This window comes from Pseudomonas acericola (SeqCode), from assembly GCF_053456465.1.
The window spans coordinates 326,809-342,039 of the sequence record NZ_JBRFJB010000002.1; the positions used below are offsets into that span (position 1 = coordinate 326,809).

At 62.1% G+C, this 15,231-nt stretch carries 14 protein-coding genes; 12 read left to right on the forward strand and 2 right to left on the reverse strand.

Annotated elements, in window-relative coordinates:
• Window positions 1-53: 53 nt before the first annotated feature.
• The gene (locus ACU688_RS07535; RefSeq protein WP_448184232.1) at window positions 54-548 is read right to left on the reverse strand and encodes a DUF1120 domain-containing protein; all 495 of its coding nucleotides are present in this window, start codon (window positions 546-548) and stop codon (window positions 54-56) included.
• A gap of 418 nt (window positions 549-966) precedes the next feature.
• Between ACU688_RS07535 and ACU688_RS07540 the strand changes: the two genes are divergently transcribed.
• From ACU688_RS07540 to dacB, 8 genes are all read left to right on the forward strand, one after another.
• Entirely contained in the window at window positions 967-1,701 is a 735-nt protein-coding gene (locus tag ACU688_RS07540) for a response regulator (protein WP_448184233.1), read from the forward strand.
• Between the two features lie 181 nt (window positions 1,702-1,882).
• Window positions 1,883-2,518, forward strand: a complete 636-nt coding sequence (locus ACU688_RS07545) for a response regulator (RefSeq protein WP_448184234.1) — start codon at window positions 1,883-1,885, stop codon at window positions 2,516-2,518.
• Between the two features lie 165 nt (window positions 2,519-2,683).
• A complete protein-coding gene (locus tag ACU688_RS07550) occupies window positions 2,684-3,154 on the forward strand; it encodes a nuclear transport factor 2 family protein (protein WP_448184235.1) in 471 nt (156 codons plus the stop codon).
• Window positions 3,155-3,191: 37 nt separating this feature from the next.
• On the forward strand, window positions 3,192-3,467 hold the full coding sequence (locus ACU688_RS07555) for a GIY-YIG nuclease family protein (protein WP_090409144.1): 276 nt from the start codon (window positions 3,192-3,194) through the stop codon (window positions 3,465-3,467).
• 75 nt (window positions 3,468-3,542) lie between these two features.
• Window positions 3,543-4,478, forward strand: coding sequence for a glutathione S-transferase family protein (locus ACU688_RS07560; protein WP_448184236.1), 936 nt, complete (start codon window positions 3,543-3,545; stop codon window positions 4,476-4,478).
• 165 nt (window positions 4,479-4,643) lie between these two features.
• The gene (locus tag ACU688_RS07565) at window positions 4,644-7,064 is read left to right on the forward strand and encodes a TonB-dependent siderophore receptor (protein ID WP_448184237.1); all 2,421 of its coding nucleotides are present in this window, start codon (window positions 4,644-4,646) and stop codon (window positions 7,062-7,064) included.
• Window positions 7,064-8,095 (forward strand): YncE family protein, encoded by a 1,032-nt coding sequence (locus tag ACU688_RS07570; protein WP_448184238.1) that lies wholly within the window; start codon window positions 7,064-7,066, stop codon window positions 8,093-8,095. Before ACU688_RS07565 ends, ACU688_RS07570 begins: the two co-directional genes overlap by 1 nt.
• Before the next feature lie 54 nt (window positions 8,096-8,149).
• Window positions 8,150-9,601, forward strand: coding sequence for a D-alanyl-D-alanine carboxypeptidase/D-alanyl-D-alanine endopeptidase (gene dacB / locus ACU688_RS07575; protein ID WP_448184239.1), 1,452 nt, complete (start codon window positions 8,150-8,152; stop codon window positions 9,599-9,601).
• A 1-nt stretch (window position 9,602) separates the two neighbouring features.
• On the opposite strand, the gene ACU688_RS07580 is transcribed toward dacB, so the two are convergent.
• Window positions 9,603-10,382 carry an IclR family transcriptional regulator gene (locus tag ACU688_RS07580; protein WP_448184240.1) on the reverse strand — a complete coding sequence of 260 codons (780 nt, stop codon included), beginning with the start codon at window positions 10,380-10,382 and terminating at the stop codon, window positions 9,603-9,605.
• A 120-nt stretch (window positions 10,383-10,502) separates the two neighbouring features.
• On the opposite strand from ACU688_RS07580, the gene hmgA reads away from it, so the two are divergent.
• From hmgA to ACU688_RS07600, 4 genes are all read left to right on the forward strand, one after another.
• Window positions 10,503-11,786: a homogentisate 1,2-dioxygenase gene (gene hmgA, locus ACU688_RS07585; protein ID WP_448184241.1), complete on the forward strand. Its 1,284-nt coding sequence runs from the start codon at window positions 10,503-10,505 to the stop codon at window positions 11,784-11,786.
• Window positions 11,787-11,789: 3 nt separating this feature from the next.
• Window positions 11,790-13,076, forward strand: coding sequence for a fumarylacetoacetase (gene fahA, locus ACU688_RS07590; protein ID WP_448184242.1), 1,287 nt, complete (start codon window positions 11,790-11,792; stop codon window positions 13,074-13,076).
• Between the two features lie 13 nt (window positions 13,077-13,089).
• The gene (gene maiA / locus ACU688_RS07595) at window positions 13,090-13,725 is read left to right on the forward strand and encodes a maleylacetoacetate isomerase (RefSeq protein WP_448184243.1); all 636 of its coding nucleotides are present in this window, start codon (window positions 13,090-13,092) and stop codon (window positions 13,723-13,725) included.
• 91 nt (window positions 13,726-13,816) lie between these two features.
• Window positions 13,817-15,187, forward strand: a complete 1,371-nt coding sequence (locus ACU688_RS07600) for an MFS transporter (protein ID WP_448184244.1) — start codon at window positions 13,817-13,819, stop codon at window positions 15,185-15,187.
• The last annotated feature ends 44 nt before the right edge of the window (window positions 15,188-15,231 follow it).

Sequence of the window (15,231 nt, forward strand, 5' to 3'; positions counted from 1 at the left end):
AGCCAGGCCGAGCCATAAACTGAATGTGCCGCAAAGGCACAGCGCCGGACGATTCATAGATAGCGCAACTCAAAAGTGGCGGAACCGTCCAGAGCGATGGTTTCACCCTCCGGCACATAGTTTTTCGGAAAGATAAAGGATTGGACTACCAGGTCGAGCGACACTTCAGAAAGAGGCACCGGTGCCCGCGTACCTGAAGACCGATTACCGAAAGCATTCAATGTATTGGCGGGTATGTCTTGTTGGGGGCTGTAAATCCAGGTCGATCCGTTATCGATCGAGTAGATCGGATAGGCCGCGGGGTCGTCAGTGCTCACGTTTTCCATGGTCAATAGGTAGACGGCGATCCAGTTTGTCGGACTGATACGCCCAAGTACGAAGGACACGCTGGGGCCCGCGATTGACGAACGATTGTCTTGGACATCCAGCGCGAACACGCTCGGGATGATCGCGCCCTTTACGGAAAGGTCCACGGAGCTTGCGGCCAGCGCCACAGTTCCGTAGACGATCAACAGGGCGCCGGTGAGGGCCGCGAGAGAGTCTTTCATGCGAACGGTATTCCTATACAAGGGCCAGGGAGGCAGATCGGCGCGATGAAGTTGCCCAGGGTTCTGGTTTTATTGAGGGCACGCGCCATTACAGGGAAAGCGGGAGGAAATTTATCGCCGGGACGCGGGGCAGGAAATGCAACTAATACGAATGACAGGGTGGCAATGACAAAAGGGGGGTGTGGCGTGCAATAACCGGGTTTGGCGCCTGTTGTCGTAGTTGTTGTATCGCTGTTGGTCATGCATTCGGATATTTTCCGCGGTCTTTGATTGCCTTTAGCCATTCATTCGGGTTGTGGGTGATCGTCTTTTTGCGAAAAGCCAGGGTGAGTCGATCGCTCTCTTCGAGGGCAATATGGTTGGCCACTGCTCACACCCAAATCCCCCTGGCACATGGCCTGAAGCCCGAGTGCTGGTAGTGGACGATCATTACACCTATCGCCTGCTGCTGGGCTCACTGCTGGAAAAGCTCGGCGTGGCCCACCGCTGCTGCATCGACGGCCAGCAAGCCCTGCACGCCCTGAGCGCCGAACCGTTCGACCTGGTGATCAGCGACTGCCGCATGCCGGTCATGGACGGCTACGCCATGACCCGTGAACTGCGCCTGCGCGAGCAGGCCGAAGGCCGTGGGCCGATCATCGTGTTGGGCCTGAGCGGCAGCCTGGGGCCGGAAGACATCCGCCAATGCGTGGCAAGTGGCATGGACGGCTGGCTGATCAAACCCATTGGATTGGCGCAATTGCGCGAGGTGTTGCGTTGCTGGCTGCCACCGTCCGAAATCGCCGCGACCACCGGCAAGTGTGGCGGTGCGGCCTCGGCACGGCGCAGTACCTTTCCTAGCCGGGCCAGCCTGATCGAGGCGTTTGGTTCCTGGGATGTGGTGGAGCCGATGCTGTTCAGCCTGATCCAGGAGGCCCACGCGGACCTGGCCGTGTTGCTTCACGCGCAGACCGTCCTGGATGCAAGGATGGCCGCCCAATGTTTGCACCGATTGGTGGGGAGTGTGGCTTTCCTGGGAGAAACCGGACTGGAAGCAGGCGCCGTGGAGTTGATCCGACGCGTGCAGCTGACCGGCATGGCATTGAGTCGCTCGGCGCTGGATGAATTTCGCCATGATGTCGAGCGATATCTGAATTACCTGACGCATCTTTGAAGGAATATATCCTTTTGTTACGTAGTCCTTTTCCGTATGTAATTTCTCTTAATTATGTAGGCAGTTATGTATGACCCTTTAAATGCGGGGTGGAACACGTAATTGATGATTTATTACCTGTTGTTGCAAAAACACGATCGCGTTATTTTGCCAGTCTCAAATTGCCATCATGGAAAAACTGATGATCCGCATCATTATTGCTGACGATCACCCTATTGTTCGTGTAGGCCAGAAAGTGGTGATTGAAGCGAGTGGTAAGTACAAAGTGGTGGGCGAGGCCGATGGCCCGGATCAACTTCTAGAGTTGGTCAGCCGTATTCCCTGCGATGTGATCGTGACCGATTTCGCCATGCCCGGTAATCAACAAGCCGACGGTTACGGGTTATTGGGGTTGCTGAACCGCCAGTACCCGGATGTGCCGGTGATTCTGGTGACCATGTTCGCCAATATCGCCACCCTGCGTGCCGCTTTCGGCCATGGCGCACGCGGGGTGATTGCCAAGAGTGCGTCGGCGCGGGAGTTGCCCATCGCATTGAAAACCGTGGTGCAGGGCCGCCAATTTGTCGGTGAGTGTCTGCGTGCGCAACTTGATCAAGCCTGTTTGGCGCAGCCGACCCAGGCACCCAAGTTGTCCGGCAAGGAGCAGGAGGTGGTGCGTATGTTGGCCAGTGGCATGACCGTCAGCCAGATTGCCGCGCGGGTTAATCGCAGTATTTCCACGATTAGTAAGCAGAAGAGCACGGCGATGAATAGATTGTGTATATCAACGGATGTGGACTTATATGCGTATGCGCGGGATGTAGGGATGGTGCCTTAGTTGCAGAAGTTGCATCAGGCATATTTGAATGCCGCGCTGTCTTTATATTGGGCGTGGTCTATCTCTGATCGCACCCCCTTCATTTCGGCCACAAATGGGCATGGCGTTGCGCGCATCGGCAGACTATCGTGCAAGCCGGATAACACTCGCACCCGGAGCCTGCCCATGACTGATGCCAACACCGCCCTGATCCACCATTTCTATCAGGCCTTCCAGCGCCTGGACGCCGAGGCCATGGCCGCCTGCTACACCGATGATGTGGTGTTCAGCGACCCAGCCTTCGGCGAACTGCACGGGCGCGATGCCGGTGATATGTGGCGCATGCTCACCACCCGCGCCAAGGACTTCTCCCTGACCTTCGACAATGTGCGCAGCGATGAACGCAGCGGTGGTGCGCACTGGGTCGCCACCTACCTGTTCAGTGCTACCGGCAACACTGTGGTCAACGATATCCAGGCACGCTTTGTGTTTCGCGACGGCAAGATTTGCGAACACCATGACAGCTTCGACCTGTGGCGTTGGTCGCGCCAGGCCCTGGGCACCAAAGGCTTGTTGCTGGGCTGGACGCCTATCGTCAAAAACGCCGTGCGTGCCCAGGCGCTGCGTGGTTTGAAGGCATTCCAGGCCAGTCGTTGATAAGCTTGGCGCTCCTCTGGTTTTGCCGAATCGACCCGTGACTGATCCTTCTGAACCCAAACCCTGGTTCGTCTACCTGGTACGCGCTGCCAATGGCGCGCTGTACTGCGGCATCAGCAATGACCCGGTACGCCGCTTTGCCTCCCACCAGAGTGGCAAGGGCGCGCGGTTTTTCCTCTCCAGCCCGGCCGTGGCGCTGGTGTACACCGAGCAATGCGCGAGCAAGGGCGAGGCGTTGCGCCAGGAACGGCTGATCAAGAAGTTGAAGAAAAGCGCCAAGGAGTGCCTGGCGGCCAGTGGCTCATTGATTTGACTGATGGGTTCCCATCGCCCCCAATCGGGTTTTTGCAGGCTAAGCTAGCGGCTCACTTCTAGAGCGGAGTCCGGCATGTCTGAGTTGATTTTGCACCACTACCCACAATCCCCCTTTGCAGAAAAAGCCCGCCTGTTGCTGGGCTTCAAAGGCGTGTCCTGGCACTCGGTGCTGATCCCGCCGGTCATGCCAAAACCGGACTTCACCGCCCTCACCGGTGGCTATCGCAAGACCCCGGTGCTGCAAGTCGGCGCCGATATCTACTGCGACACCGCCTTGATCGCCCGCCGCCTGGAGCAGGAAAAGGCCGCCCCGGCGCTGTTTCCCCAAGGCCTGGAACTGGTCACCCAAGGCTTCGCCGCCTGGGCCGATTCGGTGGTGTTTTCCCATGCGGTGGCGCTGGTGTTCCAACCCGAATCCCTGGCGGTGAAATTCGCCAAGGTGCCACCGGAAATGATCCAGGTGCTGGTGGCCGACCGCGGCAAACTGTTCAGCGGTGGCACGGCAACACGTGTGCAATTGGACCAGGCCCTGCACCAGTGGCCGGCGATCATCAGCCGCATCGATCAGCAATTGAAGCACCAGGCCGGGGACTTCCTGTTCGGCGCGCCTTCGATTGCCGACTTCTCGCTGGCTCATCCGTTGTGGTTCCTCAAAGGCTCCTCGGTGACTGCGCCGCTGGTGGACGCATACCCAACTGTCGCCGCCTGGCTGGACCGCGTGCTCAGCTTCGGCCATGGCACCTCCACGCAGATGACTGCTGCGCAAGCCCTGGAAATTTCCCGCAACGCCACGCCGGCCAATCTGCCGGACGAAGTGTTCGACGACTTGAATGGCTTCACGCCGGGCCAGCAGGTGACCATCAGCGCCACCGACTACGGCACCGACCCGGTTGCCGGTGAGCTGCTGTTTGCCGGGCGTGAAGAGCTGATCCTGCGCCGTAGCGACGAACGTGCCGGCACCGTGCATGTGCATTTCCCACGCATGGGTTTCCGCATTCAGGCGCAATAAGATCGTCCCCACGCTCCGCGTGGGAACGCATCCCCGACGCTCCGCGTCTTGCACGCTCGGAAATATTTTGAATTTTATGTGAGGTAAACCTGCGGCCCATCCGTGTAGTGCTTGAAACTGCGATCAATTCGCATTAACAGCGTTTTCTACACGGGTTCTCACAGCATGAAGTTGACGGCGGGCGGTTGGGTTAAACAGTGGCTGGGAGCCTCGGTATTGGCGGTCTCGGGGTTGGCATTGCTGCCCCTGGCCGTGGCGCAGGCGCAGGAACAACAAAGCGCCCAGTTCAACTTTGCCCTGGCAGCCAAACCGCTGCCCCAGGCCCTGAGCGATTTCAGCCGCGTCACCGGGATCAGCGTGATCTACACCGATGAAGCGCCTTACGGCCTCAAGGCCCCGGCGGTCAGCGGGCAGATGAGCGCGACTCAGGCCCTGCAACGCCTGCTGAGCAATACCGGCTTCACCTTCCGCCAGATCGACGCGCGCACCCTGGCGCTTGAACCGCTGCCGACCGAAGGCGCGGTCAACCTCGGCGCCACCACCATCAGCGGCGTCGGCCAACAGACCCAGGACAGCACCAGCTACCAGCCGCCGCCCACCAGCTCGGTGATGCGCTCCAAGGCGCTGCTGCTGGAAACCCCGCAAACCGTCAACGTCGTCCCGGCCCAAGTGCTGCGCGACCAGACCCCGCGCAACCTGGATGACGCCCTCGGCAATATCAGCGGCATCACCCAGGCCAACACCCTCGCCAGCACCCAGGATGCGGTGATGCTGCGCGGCTTTGGCGACAACCGTAACGGCTCGATCATGCGCGACGGCATGCCCGTGGTGCAGGGCCGGGCGCTGAACGCCACGGCCGAGCGCGTCGAAGTGCTCAAGGGCCCGTCGTCGTTGCTGTACGGCATCCAGGACCCGGGCGGCGTGGTCAATATCGTCAGCAAAAAGCCCGAATTGGTGCAATCCACCGCCCTGACCGTGCGCGGCTCGACCTTTGGCGACGGCAAGAACGGCAGCGGCGGCAGCCTCGACACCACCGGCCCGATTGGCGACAGCGGTCTGGCTTACCGGCTGATCGTCGACCATGAAGACGAAGATTACTGGCGCAACTTCGGCACCCACCGCGAGACGCTGGTGGCGCCGTCCCTGGCCTGGTACGGCGACAACACCAAGTTGCTGTTTGCCTACGAGCACCGCGAGTTTCTCTCACCGTTCGACCGTGGCACCGCCATCGACAAGTCCAACCACCCGCTGGACATCCCGTCCACCCGCCGTCTGGACGAGCCCTTCAACAACATGGAAGGCCGCTCCGACCTGTACCGCTTCGAAGCCGACCACGACCTCAACGACGATTGGAAAGCCCACTTCGGCTACAGCTGGAACCGCGAGACCTACGACGCCAGCCAAGTACGCGTCAGCGCGGTGGCCACCGACGGCACCCTGACCCGCAAGATGGACGGCACCAAGGGCGCGATCACCACCGACCGTTTCACCACCGCCAGCCTCGAAGGCAAGGTCAATGTGTTCGGCCTGCAGAACGACCTGGTGTTCGGCATGGACGACGAGTACCGCAAGATCTACCGCGCCGACCTGATCCGCCAGAACTCGCGCAGCAGCTTCAACTACTACAACCCGGTCTACGGCAACGAAGTCGCCGGCACCACCGTCAGCGCCGCCGACAGCGCCCAGACCGACCTGCTGCGCAGCGACTCGTTGTTCTTCCAGGACGCGATCCACCTCACCGACCAGTGGATCTTCGTCGCCGGTGCGCGCTACCAGATGTACGACCAATACGCCGGCAAGGGCGTGCCGTTCAAGGCCAACACCAACGGCAATGGCCAGGCTTGGGTGCCGCGCGCGGGCCTGGTGTATCGCTACACCGATGAGCTGTCGTTCTATGGCAGCTATACCGAATCGTTCAAACCCAACTCCACCATCGCCGCCTTGGCCGATGGCAGCACCTTGACCGGCGACCTGACGCCGGAGAAATCCAAGTCCTGGGAACTGGGGGCCAAGCTCGATATTCCTGGTCGCATCACTGCCAGTGCGGCGCTGTTCAATATCGACAAGCGCAACGTGTTGGTTTCCGTCGGCTCTGGCGCGAACACCGTCTATAGCATTGCCGGCCAAGTGCGCTCCCGTGGCCTGGAACTGGACGCTACCGGCCAGTTGACCGACCAGTGGAGCGTGATCGGCAGCTACGCCTACACCGACGCCGAAGACGTCAAGGACAAGGACCCAACGCTTGAAGGCAACCGCCTGCAAAACGTTGCCAAGCACACCGGCTCGCTGTCGGTGGCCTACGACTTCGGCAGCATTTTCGGCGGCGACCAGCTGCGCGTGGGCACTGGCGCCCGCTACGTCGGCGAGCGCGCAGGCGATGCGGCCAATGACTTCACCCTGCCGGGCTACACCGTGGCGGACGCGTTTGCCACCTACAACACCAAGATCGATGGGCAGAAGGTCAAGTTCCAGCTCAACGTGAAGAACATGTTCGACCGCACCTACTACACCTCGGCGGCCAGCCGCCTGTTTGTGTCGATTGGGGATGCGCGGCAGTTCTCGGTGTCCAGCACCCTGGAGTTCTGATGAAAAAGCTGGCTGCCGTATTGGCCTTGTTGATCAGCCCTCAAGCGCTGGCCGATGGGCCGTCGTACCACCGCGAACACCGGGTGACCTTGCCCGGTGCCGGCCACAGCTGGGGCTTTGTCGGGATTGATCCGACGCGCCCCTACCTGTTTGTGGCCCGCCGCGAAAACGGCCTGACCGTGTTTGACGTGCAGCACCAGCGCGCGGTCAAGACGGTGGCCCAGTCCGAGGGCGCCAACGGCGTGGTGTTCGTGCCCGAGTTGGACCGCGTCTTTGTGCTGAATACCGACGGCAGCCTGGGCGTGGTGCAGTTATCCACACTCAAGCCGCTCAAGCGCATTGCGGTGGCGCAAAGCAACCTCAACAGTGCGGTGTATGAGCCGTCTATCGGCAAGGTGATCATCGTCAGCGGGCGCCGCGCGGACCGTTCGACGCTGTTTGAGTTTGATCCAAAAAGCGAACGCATCACCGGCGCCCATGAACTGGCGGTAAAGAAAATCGACCCGTTGCTGCTCAAGGGCGATGGCAGTTTCTTCCTGCCGATGCGCGATGAAGGCAAGGTGGCGCGTTATGCCGCCAGCACTTTTGCGGTGCTGGATACCTGGCAATTCGCCGACTGCCCCAAGCCCAGCGCGCTGGCTCAGGATGTCGAGCGTCAGCGCCTGTTCATCGCGTGCCGAGGCGATGCGCCGGTGTTGATCGTGGCGGACCGCGAGACGGGTGAAGTGAAGGCGAAGTTGCCGATCGGGCGTGACGTCAACGCCGTTGCCTACGACGCGCAACACCGTCGGCTGCTGATCCCCAGCGGCGTCGACGCGAACCTGCAAGTGATCGATCAGCAGGACGCCGATCACTACGCCCTGGCCGCCACCGTCAGCACCTTGCCGATGGCTTACAACATGGCGTTCGATGCCCTACGCCAACGCGTGTATCTGCCGGCGATGGACTACGTATTGCCGGCCGCCGAGCCGAAAGCCGACCCACAGTTTCAGGCCGGCACGTTCTCCATCACCACCCTGGCACTTGATTGAGCGCGGTGAATTCACCAAGCTGCGCACTCTTTGCGTTTCAGGAATGCCAGGTTTATGCGGTTGGGACGATGGATACACACCAGTGCAATGGCGCTGGGCTTTGGCTTGCTACTCGCCGGTTGCGCCTCGCCGTCGAAGACGGCCACCGGGCAGAGCCTCGACCAACTGCTGGCCGACCCGGCGCTGCATGGCGCCACGGTTTCGCTGACGGTGCGCGATGCCCGCAGTGGCACCACGCTCTATCAGCACAACCCGCGCACGCGGCTGGTGCCGGCCTCCAACCTCAAGTTGCTGACCACCGCGGCGGCGATGGATGTGCTCGGTCCGCAGTACCGTTTTGCCACCCAACTGTTGAGCAGCGGTGTGCAACAGGGCGAGCGCCTCAGCGGCAATCTCTACCTGCGCGGCCTGGGCGACCCGACCCTGCAATTCGCCGATTACCAGGCCCTGGCCGCACAACTGGCAAGCAAGGGCATCCGCCAGGTGCAGGGCGATCTGGTGTTCGATGACACCTGGTTTGACGCCGAGCGGCTGGGCGTCGATTGGTCCCACGATGACGAAAGCACCTACTACGGCGCGCAGATTTCGGCGCTGACGGTGTCACCCAATGCGGATTTTGATGCAGGCACGGTGCTGGTCACCGCGAAGGCCCCGCAGCGGGTTGGTCAGCCGGTGGCGGTGACGATCTTTCCGCCCACCGACTACCTGCAACTGAGCAACCGCGCCATCAGCGGGCCGGGCAACAGCTATGGGATCAACCGGCGCCACGGCACCAACCTGTTGCAACTCAGCGGCGCGGTGGCACCGGGCAAACAGAGCAAGCAGTTGGTGAGCGTGTGGGAGCCGACGCAACTGGTGGCCAACCTGTTCGAGCAGGCGCTGGCGCAGCAGGGCATCACGGTGCTCGGTCGTCGCGTGATGGGCGGCGCCAGCCCGGCCACAGCGAATGTACTGGCCGAGCATCAGTCGGCGCCGTTGCAGGAACTGATTACGCCGCTGCTCAAGCTGTCGAACAACAACATGTCCGAAGCCTTGCTCAAGGCCATGGGGCGTAAAGCTTCGAATGCCGGGACTGCAACGGCAGGCGTGGCGGCGGTGGCGGGCTTCATGCAGCGCCAGGGGCTGGATACGACGATGTTGCGCCAGGTGGACGGTTCCGGCCTGTCGCGGATGAACCTGGTGTCTTCGCAAACCCTCACCGACCTGTTGCTGGCCGCAAGCAAAAAACCCTGGTTCGACGCCTGGTACAACGCGCTGCCGATTGCCGGCAACCGCGAGCGCATGACCGGCGGCGGCCTGCGCTTTCGCCTGCGCGAAACCCCGGCGGCGAACAACCTGCACGCCAAGACCGGCTCCATGGCCGGCGTCTCCTCATTGGGTGGCTACATCACCGACGCCCACGGGCGCCGCCTGGTGTTCTCGATGATCAGCAACAATTACCTGGCCAGCGGCGCGCAGATCAAGGCCCTGGAAAACCGCGTCGCGCTGACCCTGGCCAACTGGTGACTCAGGGCTGATAGCCCATGCGCCAACTCACGGCCCGGGTCGCCGCCAGCAAGCGCTGCGCCGCCGGGCCGTCTTCGTCGGCGTGGAACAGCGAGGTGGGGCCGACCACGGTCATCACCGCCGCCACTTGCCCGACGGCGTTGAACACCGGCGCCGACAACGCATCCACTCCCGGCATCAGCAAGCCATGTACAAAGTGCAGGCCACGGCTGCGGATCTGTTCGCACGTGGTGGCGTAGGCCTGATCGTCGGCCAGGGCGTGGGCGATGCCGGCCTCGATCTCGCGCGCTCTTAAATCCACCGTCTCCCGCGACGGCAGGAAAGCGCTGAACACCAAGCCTGTGGACGAACTGAGCAGCGGCAGCACCGAACCCAGTTGCGTCACCACGGTGATCGCACGCACCGCCGGCTCGATATGCACCACGGTCGCGCCCTGGTTGCCCCAGACCGCCAGGAAGCAGGTTTCATTCAATTCATCGCGCAATTCCGCCAGGGGCAGGGCGCCGACCTTCAGCACGTCCATGCTGCCCAGCGCGGCCAGGCCCACGCGCAACGCTTCGCGGCCGAGGCCGTAATGGTTGGTGGCGGTGTTCTGTTCGGCAAAGCCCGAGGCGATCAACGCCTGCAAATAGCGATGCACCTTGCTCGCGGGCATCTGCACATGGTCGGCCAGGCGCGACAGCGAGGTGGCCGGCGACAGTTCGGCGAGGGCCTTGAGGATATCGGTGCCCACTTCGGCCGAGCGGACTTTCTGTTTACCGGTGTCGCGGGGCTTTTCCATGGAGGGGCGAGAATCCGAGAGATGAATGGGCGTCTTTATAGCTTGACGGTCGATAGTGATCAAATTACGTTATGCGTAACTGGATTACGATAAAAACAACTTCCGCATAGAGGATGATCCATGAACCTCGAATACCTGTCGGGCTTCGGCAATGAATTCGCCAGCGAAGCCCTGCCCGGCGCATTGCCGGTCGGCCAGAACTCCCCGCAAAAAGCGCCCTACGGGCTGTACACCGAACTCTTCTCCGGCACTGCCTTCACCATGGTCCGCAGCGAAGCCCGGCGCACCTGGCTGTACCGCATCCAGCCGTCGGCCAATCACCCGGCGTTTATCAAGCTGGAGCGGCAATTGGCCGGTGGGCCGCTGGGGGCGGTGACGCCGAACCGCTTGCGCTGGAACCCGTTGGATATTCCCGCTGAGCCGACGGACTTTATCGACGGGCTGGTCGGCATGGTTGCCAATTCCGCGTCGGAAAAACCTTCAGGCATCAGCATCTACCACTACTGCGCCAACCGCTCGATGGAGCGCGTGTTCTTCAACGCCGATGGCGAACTGCTGATCGTCCCCGAGCAAGGCCGCCTGCGTATCGCCACCGAACTGGGCGTGCTCGACGTCGAGCCGTTGGAGATCGTCGTGCTGCCCCGAGGCCTTAAATTCCGCGTCGAACTGCTGGACGCCCAGGCGCGCGGCTATGTCGCCGAAAACCACGGCGCGCCGCTGCGCCTGCCGGACCTCGGCCCCATCGGCAGCAATGGCCTGGCCAACCCGCGTGATTTCCTCACGCCGGTCGCGCACTACGAAGACCTGAAACAACCGACAACCCTGGTGCAGAAATTCCTCGGCGAACTGTGGGCCTGCGAGCTCGACCACTCGCCGCTCAACGTGGTCGCCTGGCACGGTAATAACGTGCCGTACAAATACGACCTGCGCCGCTTCAACACCATCGGCACCGTCAGTTTCGATCACCCGGACCCGTCGATCTTCACCGTATTGACCTCGCCCACCAGCGTGCACGGCCTGGCCAACCTCGATTTTGTAATCTTCCCGCCGCGCTGGATGGTGGCCGAGAACACCTTCCGTCCGCCGTGGTTCCACCGCAATTTGATGAACGAATACATGGGCCTGATCCAGGGTGCCTACGACGCCAAGGCCGAAGGCTTCCTGCCCGGTGGCGCATCGCTGCACAGCTGCATGAGCGCCCACGGCCCGGACGGTGAGACCTGCACGAAGGCGATCAACGTCGAGCTGGCGCCGCACAAGATCGACAACACCATGGCCTTCATGTTCGAGACCAGCCAAGTGCTGCGCCCGACCCAGTTCGCCCTGGACTGCCCACAACTGCAACCCGCTTACGACGCGTGCTGGGCTTCGCTGCCCGTCACCTTCAACCCGAATCGGAGATAACCCATGACTCAGTCCACTTCTACCCGCAGCTGGGTATCTTCTGCCAACGGTCACGCCGATTTCCCACTGCAAAACCTGCCGCTGGGCGTGTTCAGTATCAACGGCTCGGCGCCGCGCAGCGGTGTGGCGATTGGTGATTCGATCCTCGACCTGCACGCGGCCATCGATGCGTTTGCAGGCGAGGCGCGCCGCGCTGTCGACGCCACTGCCGGTGGCCAGTTGAACGCGTTTTTCGAACTGGGCCGTGGCCCGCGCGTAGCCTTGCGCGAGCGCCTGCTGGAACTGCTCGCCGAAGGCAGCCCGCTGCGATCCCGTGAAGCCCAGGTGCTGCACCGCGCCGCCGATTGCCAGATGCATGTGCCGGCGCGCATCAACGATTACACCGACTTTTACGTGGGTATCGAACATGCGCAGAACGTCGGCAAACTGTTCCGTCCGGACAACCCGTTGCTGCCGAACTACAAGTATGTGCCGATTGGTTATCACGGGCGTGCTTCGACCATTCGCCCTTCGGGTACAGATGTACGCCGCCCTAAAGGCCAGACCTTGCCTGCTGGCCACACCGAGCCGACGTTCGGCCCGTGCGCCCGCCTGGACTACGAACTGGAGCTGGGCATCTGGATCGGCCAGGGCAACGCCATGGGCGACTCGATTGCCATTGGCGACGCCGCCGAGCACATCGCCGGTTTCTGCCTGCTCAACGACTGGTCGGCGCGGGATATCCAGGCCTGGGAATACCAGCCGCTGGGGCCGTTCCTGTCGAAAAGCTTCATCACCACCATCTCGCCATGGGTCGTCACCGCCGAAGCCCTGGAACCGTTCCGCAAGGCCCAACCGGCGCGCCCCGAAGGCGATCCACAACCGCTGCCGTACCTGCTGGACAAGCGCGACCAGGCCGCTGGCGCGCTGGATATCGAACTGGAAGTGCTGCTGACCACCGCTGCGATGCGCGAGCAAAAGCTGCCGGCCCATCGCCTGGCCCTGAGCAACAGCCTGCACATGTACTGGACGGTCGCGCAGTTGGTGGCGCATCACAGCGTCAACGGCTGCCAGTTGCAGGCCGGTGATCTGTTTGGTTCGGGCACCTTGTCCGGGCCCGAAGCGGGGCAGTTCGGCAGCTTGTTGGAAATGACCGAAGGCGGTAAGAAAGTCGTCGAGTTGCCGTCCGGCGAAGTGCGCAAGTTCCTGGAAGACGGTGACGAAATCATCCTGCGCGCCCGTTGCAGCCGCGAAGGTTTTGCCTCCATCGGCTTTGGTGAGTGCCGTGGCACGGTAGTCGCCGCGCGTTAAGAGGGCTCGGGTGATGGAACTCTATACCTACTACCGTTCTACCTCGTCGTACCGGGTGCGTATCGCCCTGGCGCTCAAGGGCGTGGACTTCACCGCGGTGCCGGTCAACCTGCTGGTGCCGGCGGGTGGCGCGAATCGCCAGCCCGAGTACCTGGCGATCAACCCGCAGGGCCGCGTGCCGGCCTTGCGCACCGAGGAGGGCGAGTTGTTGATCCAGTCGCCGGCGATCATCGAGTACCTCGACGAACGTTATCCACAGGCGCCGCTGCTGTCCAAAGACCTAGCCACCCGCGCCCATGAACGTGCGGTGGCGTCGATCATCGGTTGCGATATCCACCCGCTGCACAACTCCAGCACGCAGAACCTGTTGCGCCAGTGGGGGCACGACGAGGCGCAGCTGCTGGCGTGGATCGGCCATTGGATCAGCCAGGGCCTGGGCGCGGTGGAGCAGTTGATTGGCGACAAGGGTTTTTGTTTTGGAGAGCAGCCAGGCATGGCCGATGCGTTTCTGATTCCGCAGTTGTATGCGGCGGAGCGCTTCAAGGTGCCGTTGGCGGCGTATCCGCGCATAGGAAGGGTGGCCGCATTGGCCGCTCAACATCCTGCGTTCATTCAGGCCCATCCCGCCAATCAACCTGACACACCCTGAATCTCACTGTGGGAGAGAGCTTGTGTGGGAGCGGGCTCCCACAATGGATTTGCGTTGCACCTCCAAATAAAAATAAGACAGGTACCTTGCGATGCACAATCAGATTGCCAGCTTTCGCGCGGCACTCGACGCCCGTCCGGTGTCGCGCTATCAGTGGTTGATCCTCCTGTTGCTGGCGCTGTTGCTGGTGACCGATGGTTACGACGCCCAGGTGCTGGGTTATGTCGTACCGGCCCTGGCCAAGGACTGGAGCCTGGAAAAAGCCGCCTTCGGCCCGGTATTCAGTGCCAACCTGCTGGGGCTGACCCTCGGCTCGCTACTGGTGACGCCGCTGGCCGACCGCTTTGGCGTACGGCGCATCCTGTTGGGCTGCGTGCTGATCTACGCCAGCCTCACCCTGTTGATGGTGTTCGCCAACTCACTGACCAGCCTGATGGCCGCGCGTTTTATCTGCGGCATCGGCATGGGCGGCGCCATGCCCAGCGCCATGGCGCTGATGTCGGATTACTCACCCCCGCGCCTGCGCACCTTGATGGTGACGCTGGCCGCCTGTGGTTTCTCGTTTGGCGGCGCGGCGGGTGGGTTTGTGGCCGCAGGCTTTATCGACAGCTTCGGCTGGCAGGCGGTGTTCCTCGCCGGTGGCGTGACGCCATTGCTGCTGTTCCCGTTCCTGCTGTGGCTGCTGCCGGAGTCGTTGCCACGTTTGCTGCGGGATGCGCCGCCGTATGCACGCTTGCACCAGGTCACCACGCGCATGTTGCCCGGTTGGCAGGCACCGCTGGCCGGCACGGCAGAAAACCTACAGGAGCAGGGCAGCAAATTGACGGTGGTGGAGCTGTTCCGCAACGGCTATGCACGTCCGACACTGCTGATCTGGGCGACGTTTTTTGTCAGCCTGATCCTGCTGTATTTCATGATCAGCTGGCTGCCGTCGCTGCTCCTGGAAAGTGGCCTGGCGCTCAAGGAAGCCAACCTGGTGACCTCGATGTTCCTGTTTGCCGGCACCGTGGGCGCCATCGGCATGGCCTGGTTTGCCGACCGTTTGAAAAGCAAAGTGCGCCTGCTGTCCGGCGTGTTGGCGGCCGCTGCGCTGTGCACGATCCTGCTCGGCCTGAATCACGACAATCCCCGTTATCTAGTGGCCTGCGTGTTTGCCGCCGGGTTCTGCATCATTGGTGGGCAACTGACCCTCAATGCCTTCGCCAGCAACTTCTACCCGGCGCACGTGCGCGCCACTGGCACGGGCTGGGCGCTGGGCGTGGGGCGGTTTGGTTCGATCCTGGGGCCGCTGTTCGGCAGCCTGTTGCTGGCGATGCATATTCCGGTGCAGCAGATTTTTTTCTTTTGCGCGATTCCGGCGGTGATAGCGGCACTCTTGATCATTCAAGTGCGATCGCCGGGCTCACGTGAGCCAGGGAGTCCATTGCATGGCGACATTCTAAAAGCGCCGGCCAATCACTGACTCGCCGCAGATCAAAATGTGGGAGCTGGCTTGCCTGCTCCCAC

Coding starts and splice junctions, on each gene's coding strand:
- maiA (WP_448184243.1), top strand. CDS start 13,090: ATGGAACTCTATACCTACTACCGTTCTACCTCGTCGTACCGGGTGCGT.
- hmgA (WP_448184241.1), top strand. CDS start 10,503: ATGAACCTCGAATACCTGTCGGGCTTCGGCAATGAATTCGCCAGCGAA.
- ACU688_RS07580 (WP_448184240.1), bottom strand. CDS start 10,382: ATGGAAAAGCCCCGCGACACCGGTAAACAGAAAGTCCGCTCGGCCGAA.
- ACU688_RS07565 (WP_448184237.1), top strand. CDS start 4,644: ATGAAGTTGACGGCGGGCGGTTGGGTTAAACAGTGGCTGGGAGCCTCG.
- ACU688_RS07545 (WP_448184234.1), top strand. CDS start 1,883: ATGATCCGCATCATTATTGCTGACGATCACCCTATTGTTCGTGTAGGC.
- ACU688_RS07600 (WP_448184244.1), top strand. CDS start 13,817: ATGCACAATCAGATTGCCAGCTTTCGCGCGGCACTCGACGCCCGTCCG.
- dacB (WP_448184239.1), top strand. CDS start 8,150: ATGCGGTTGGGACGATGGATACACACCAGTGCAATGGCGCTGGGCTTT.
- ACU688_RS07550 (WP_448184235.1), top strand. CDS start 2,684: ATGACTGATGCCAACACCGCCCTGATCCACCATTTCTATCAGGCCTTC.
- ACU688_RS07535 (WP_448184232.1), bottom strand. CDS start 548: ATGAAAGACTCTCTCGCGGCCCTCACCGGCGCCCTGTTGATCGTCTAC.
- fahA (WP_448184242.1), top strand. CDS start 11,790: ATGACTCAGTCCACTTCTACCCGCAGCTGGGTATCTTCTGCCAACGGT.
- ACU688_RS07570 (WP_448184238.1), top strand. CDS start 7,064: ATGAAAAAGCTGGCTGCCGTATTGGCCTTGTTGATCAGCCCTCAAGCG.
- ACU688_RS07560 (WP_448184236.1), top strand. CDS start 3,543: ATGTCTGAGTTGATTTTGCACCACTACCCACAATCCCCCTTTGCAGAA.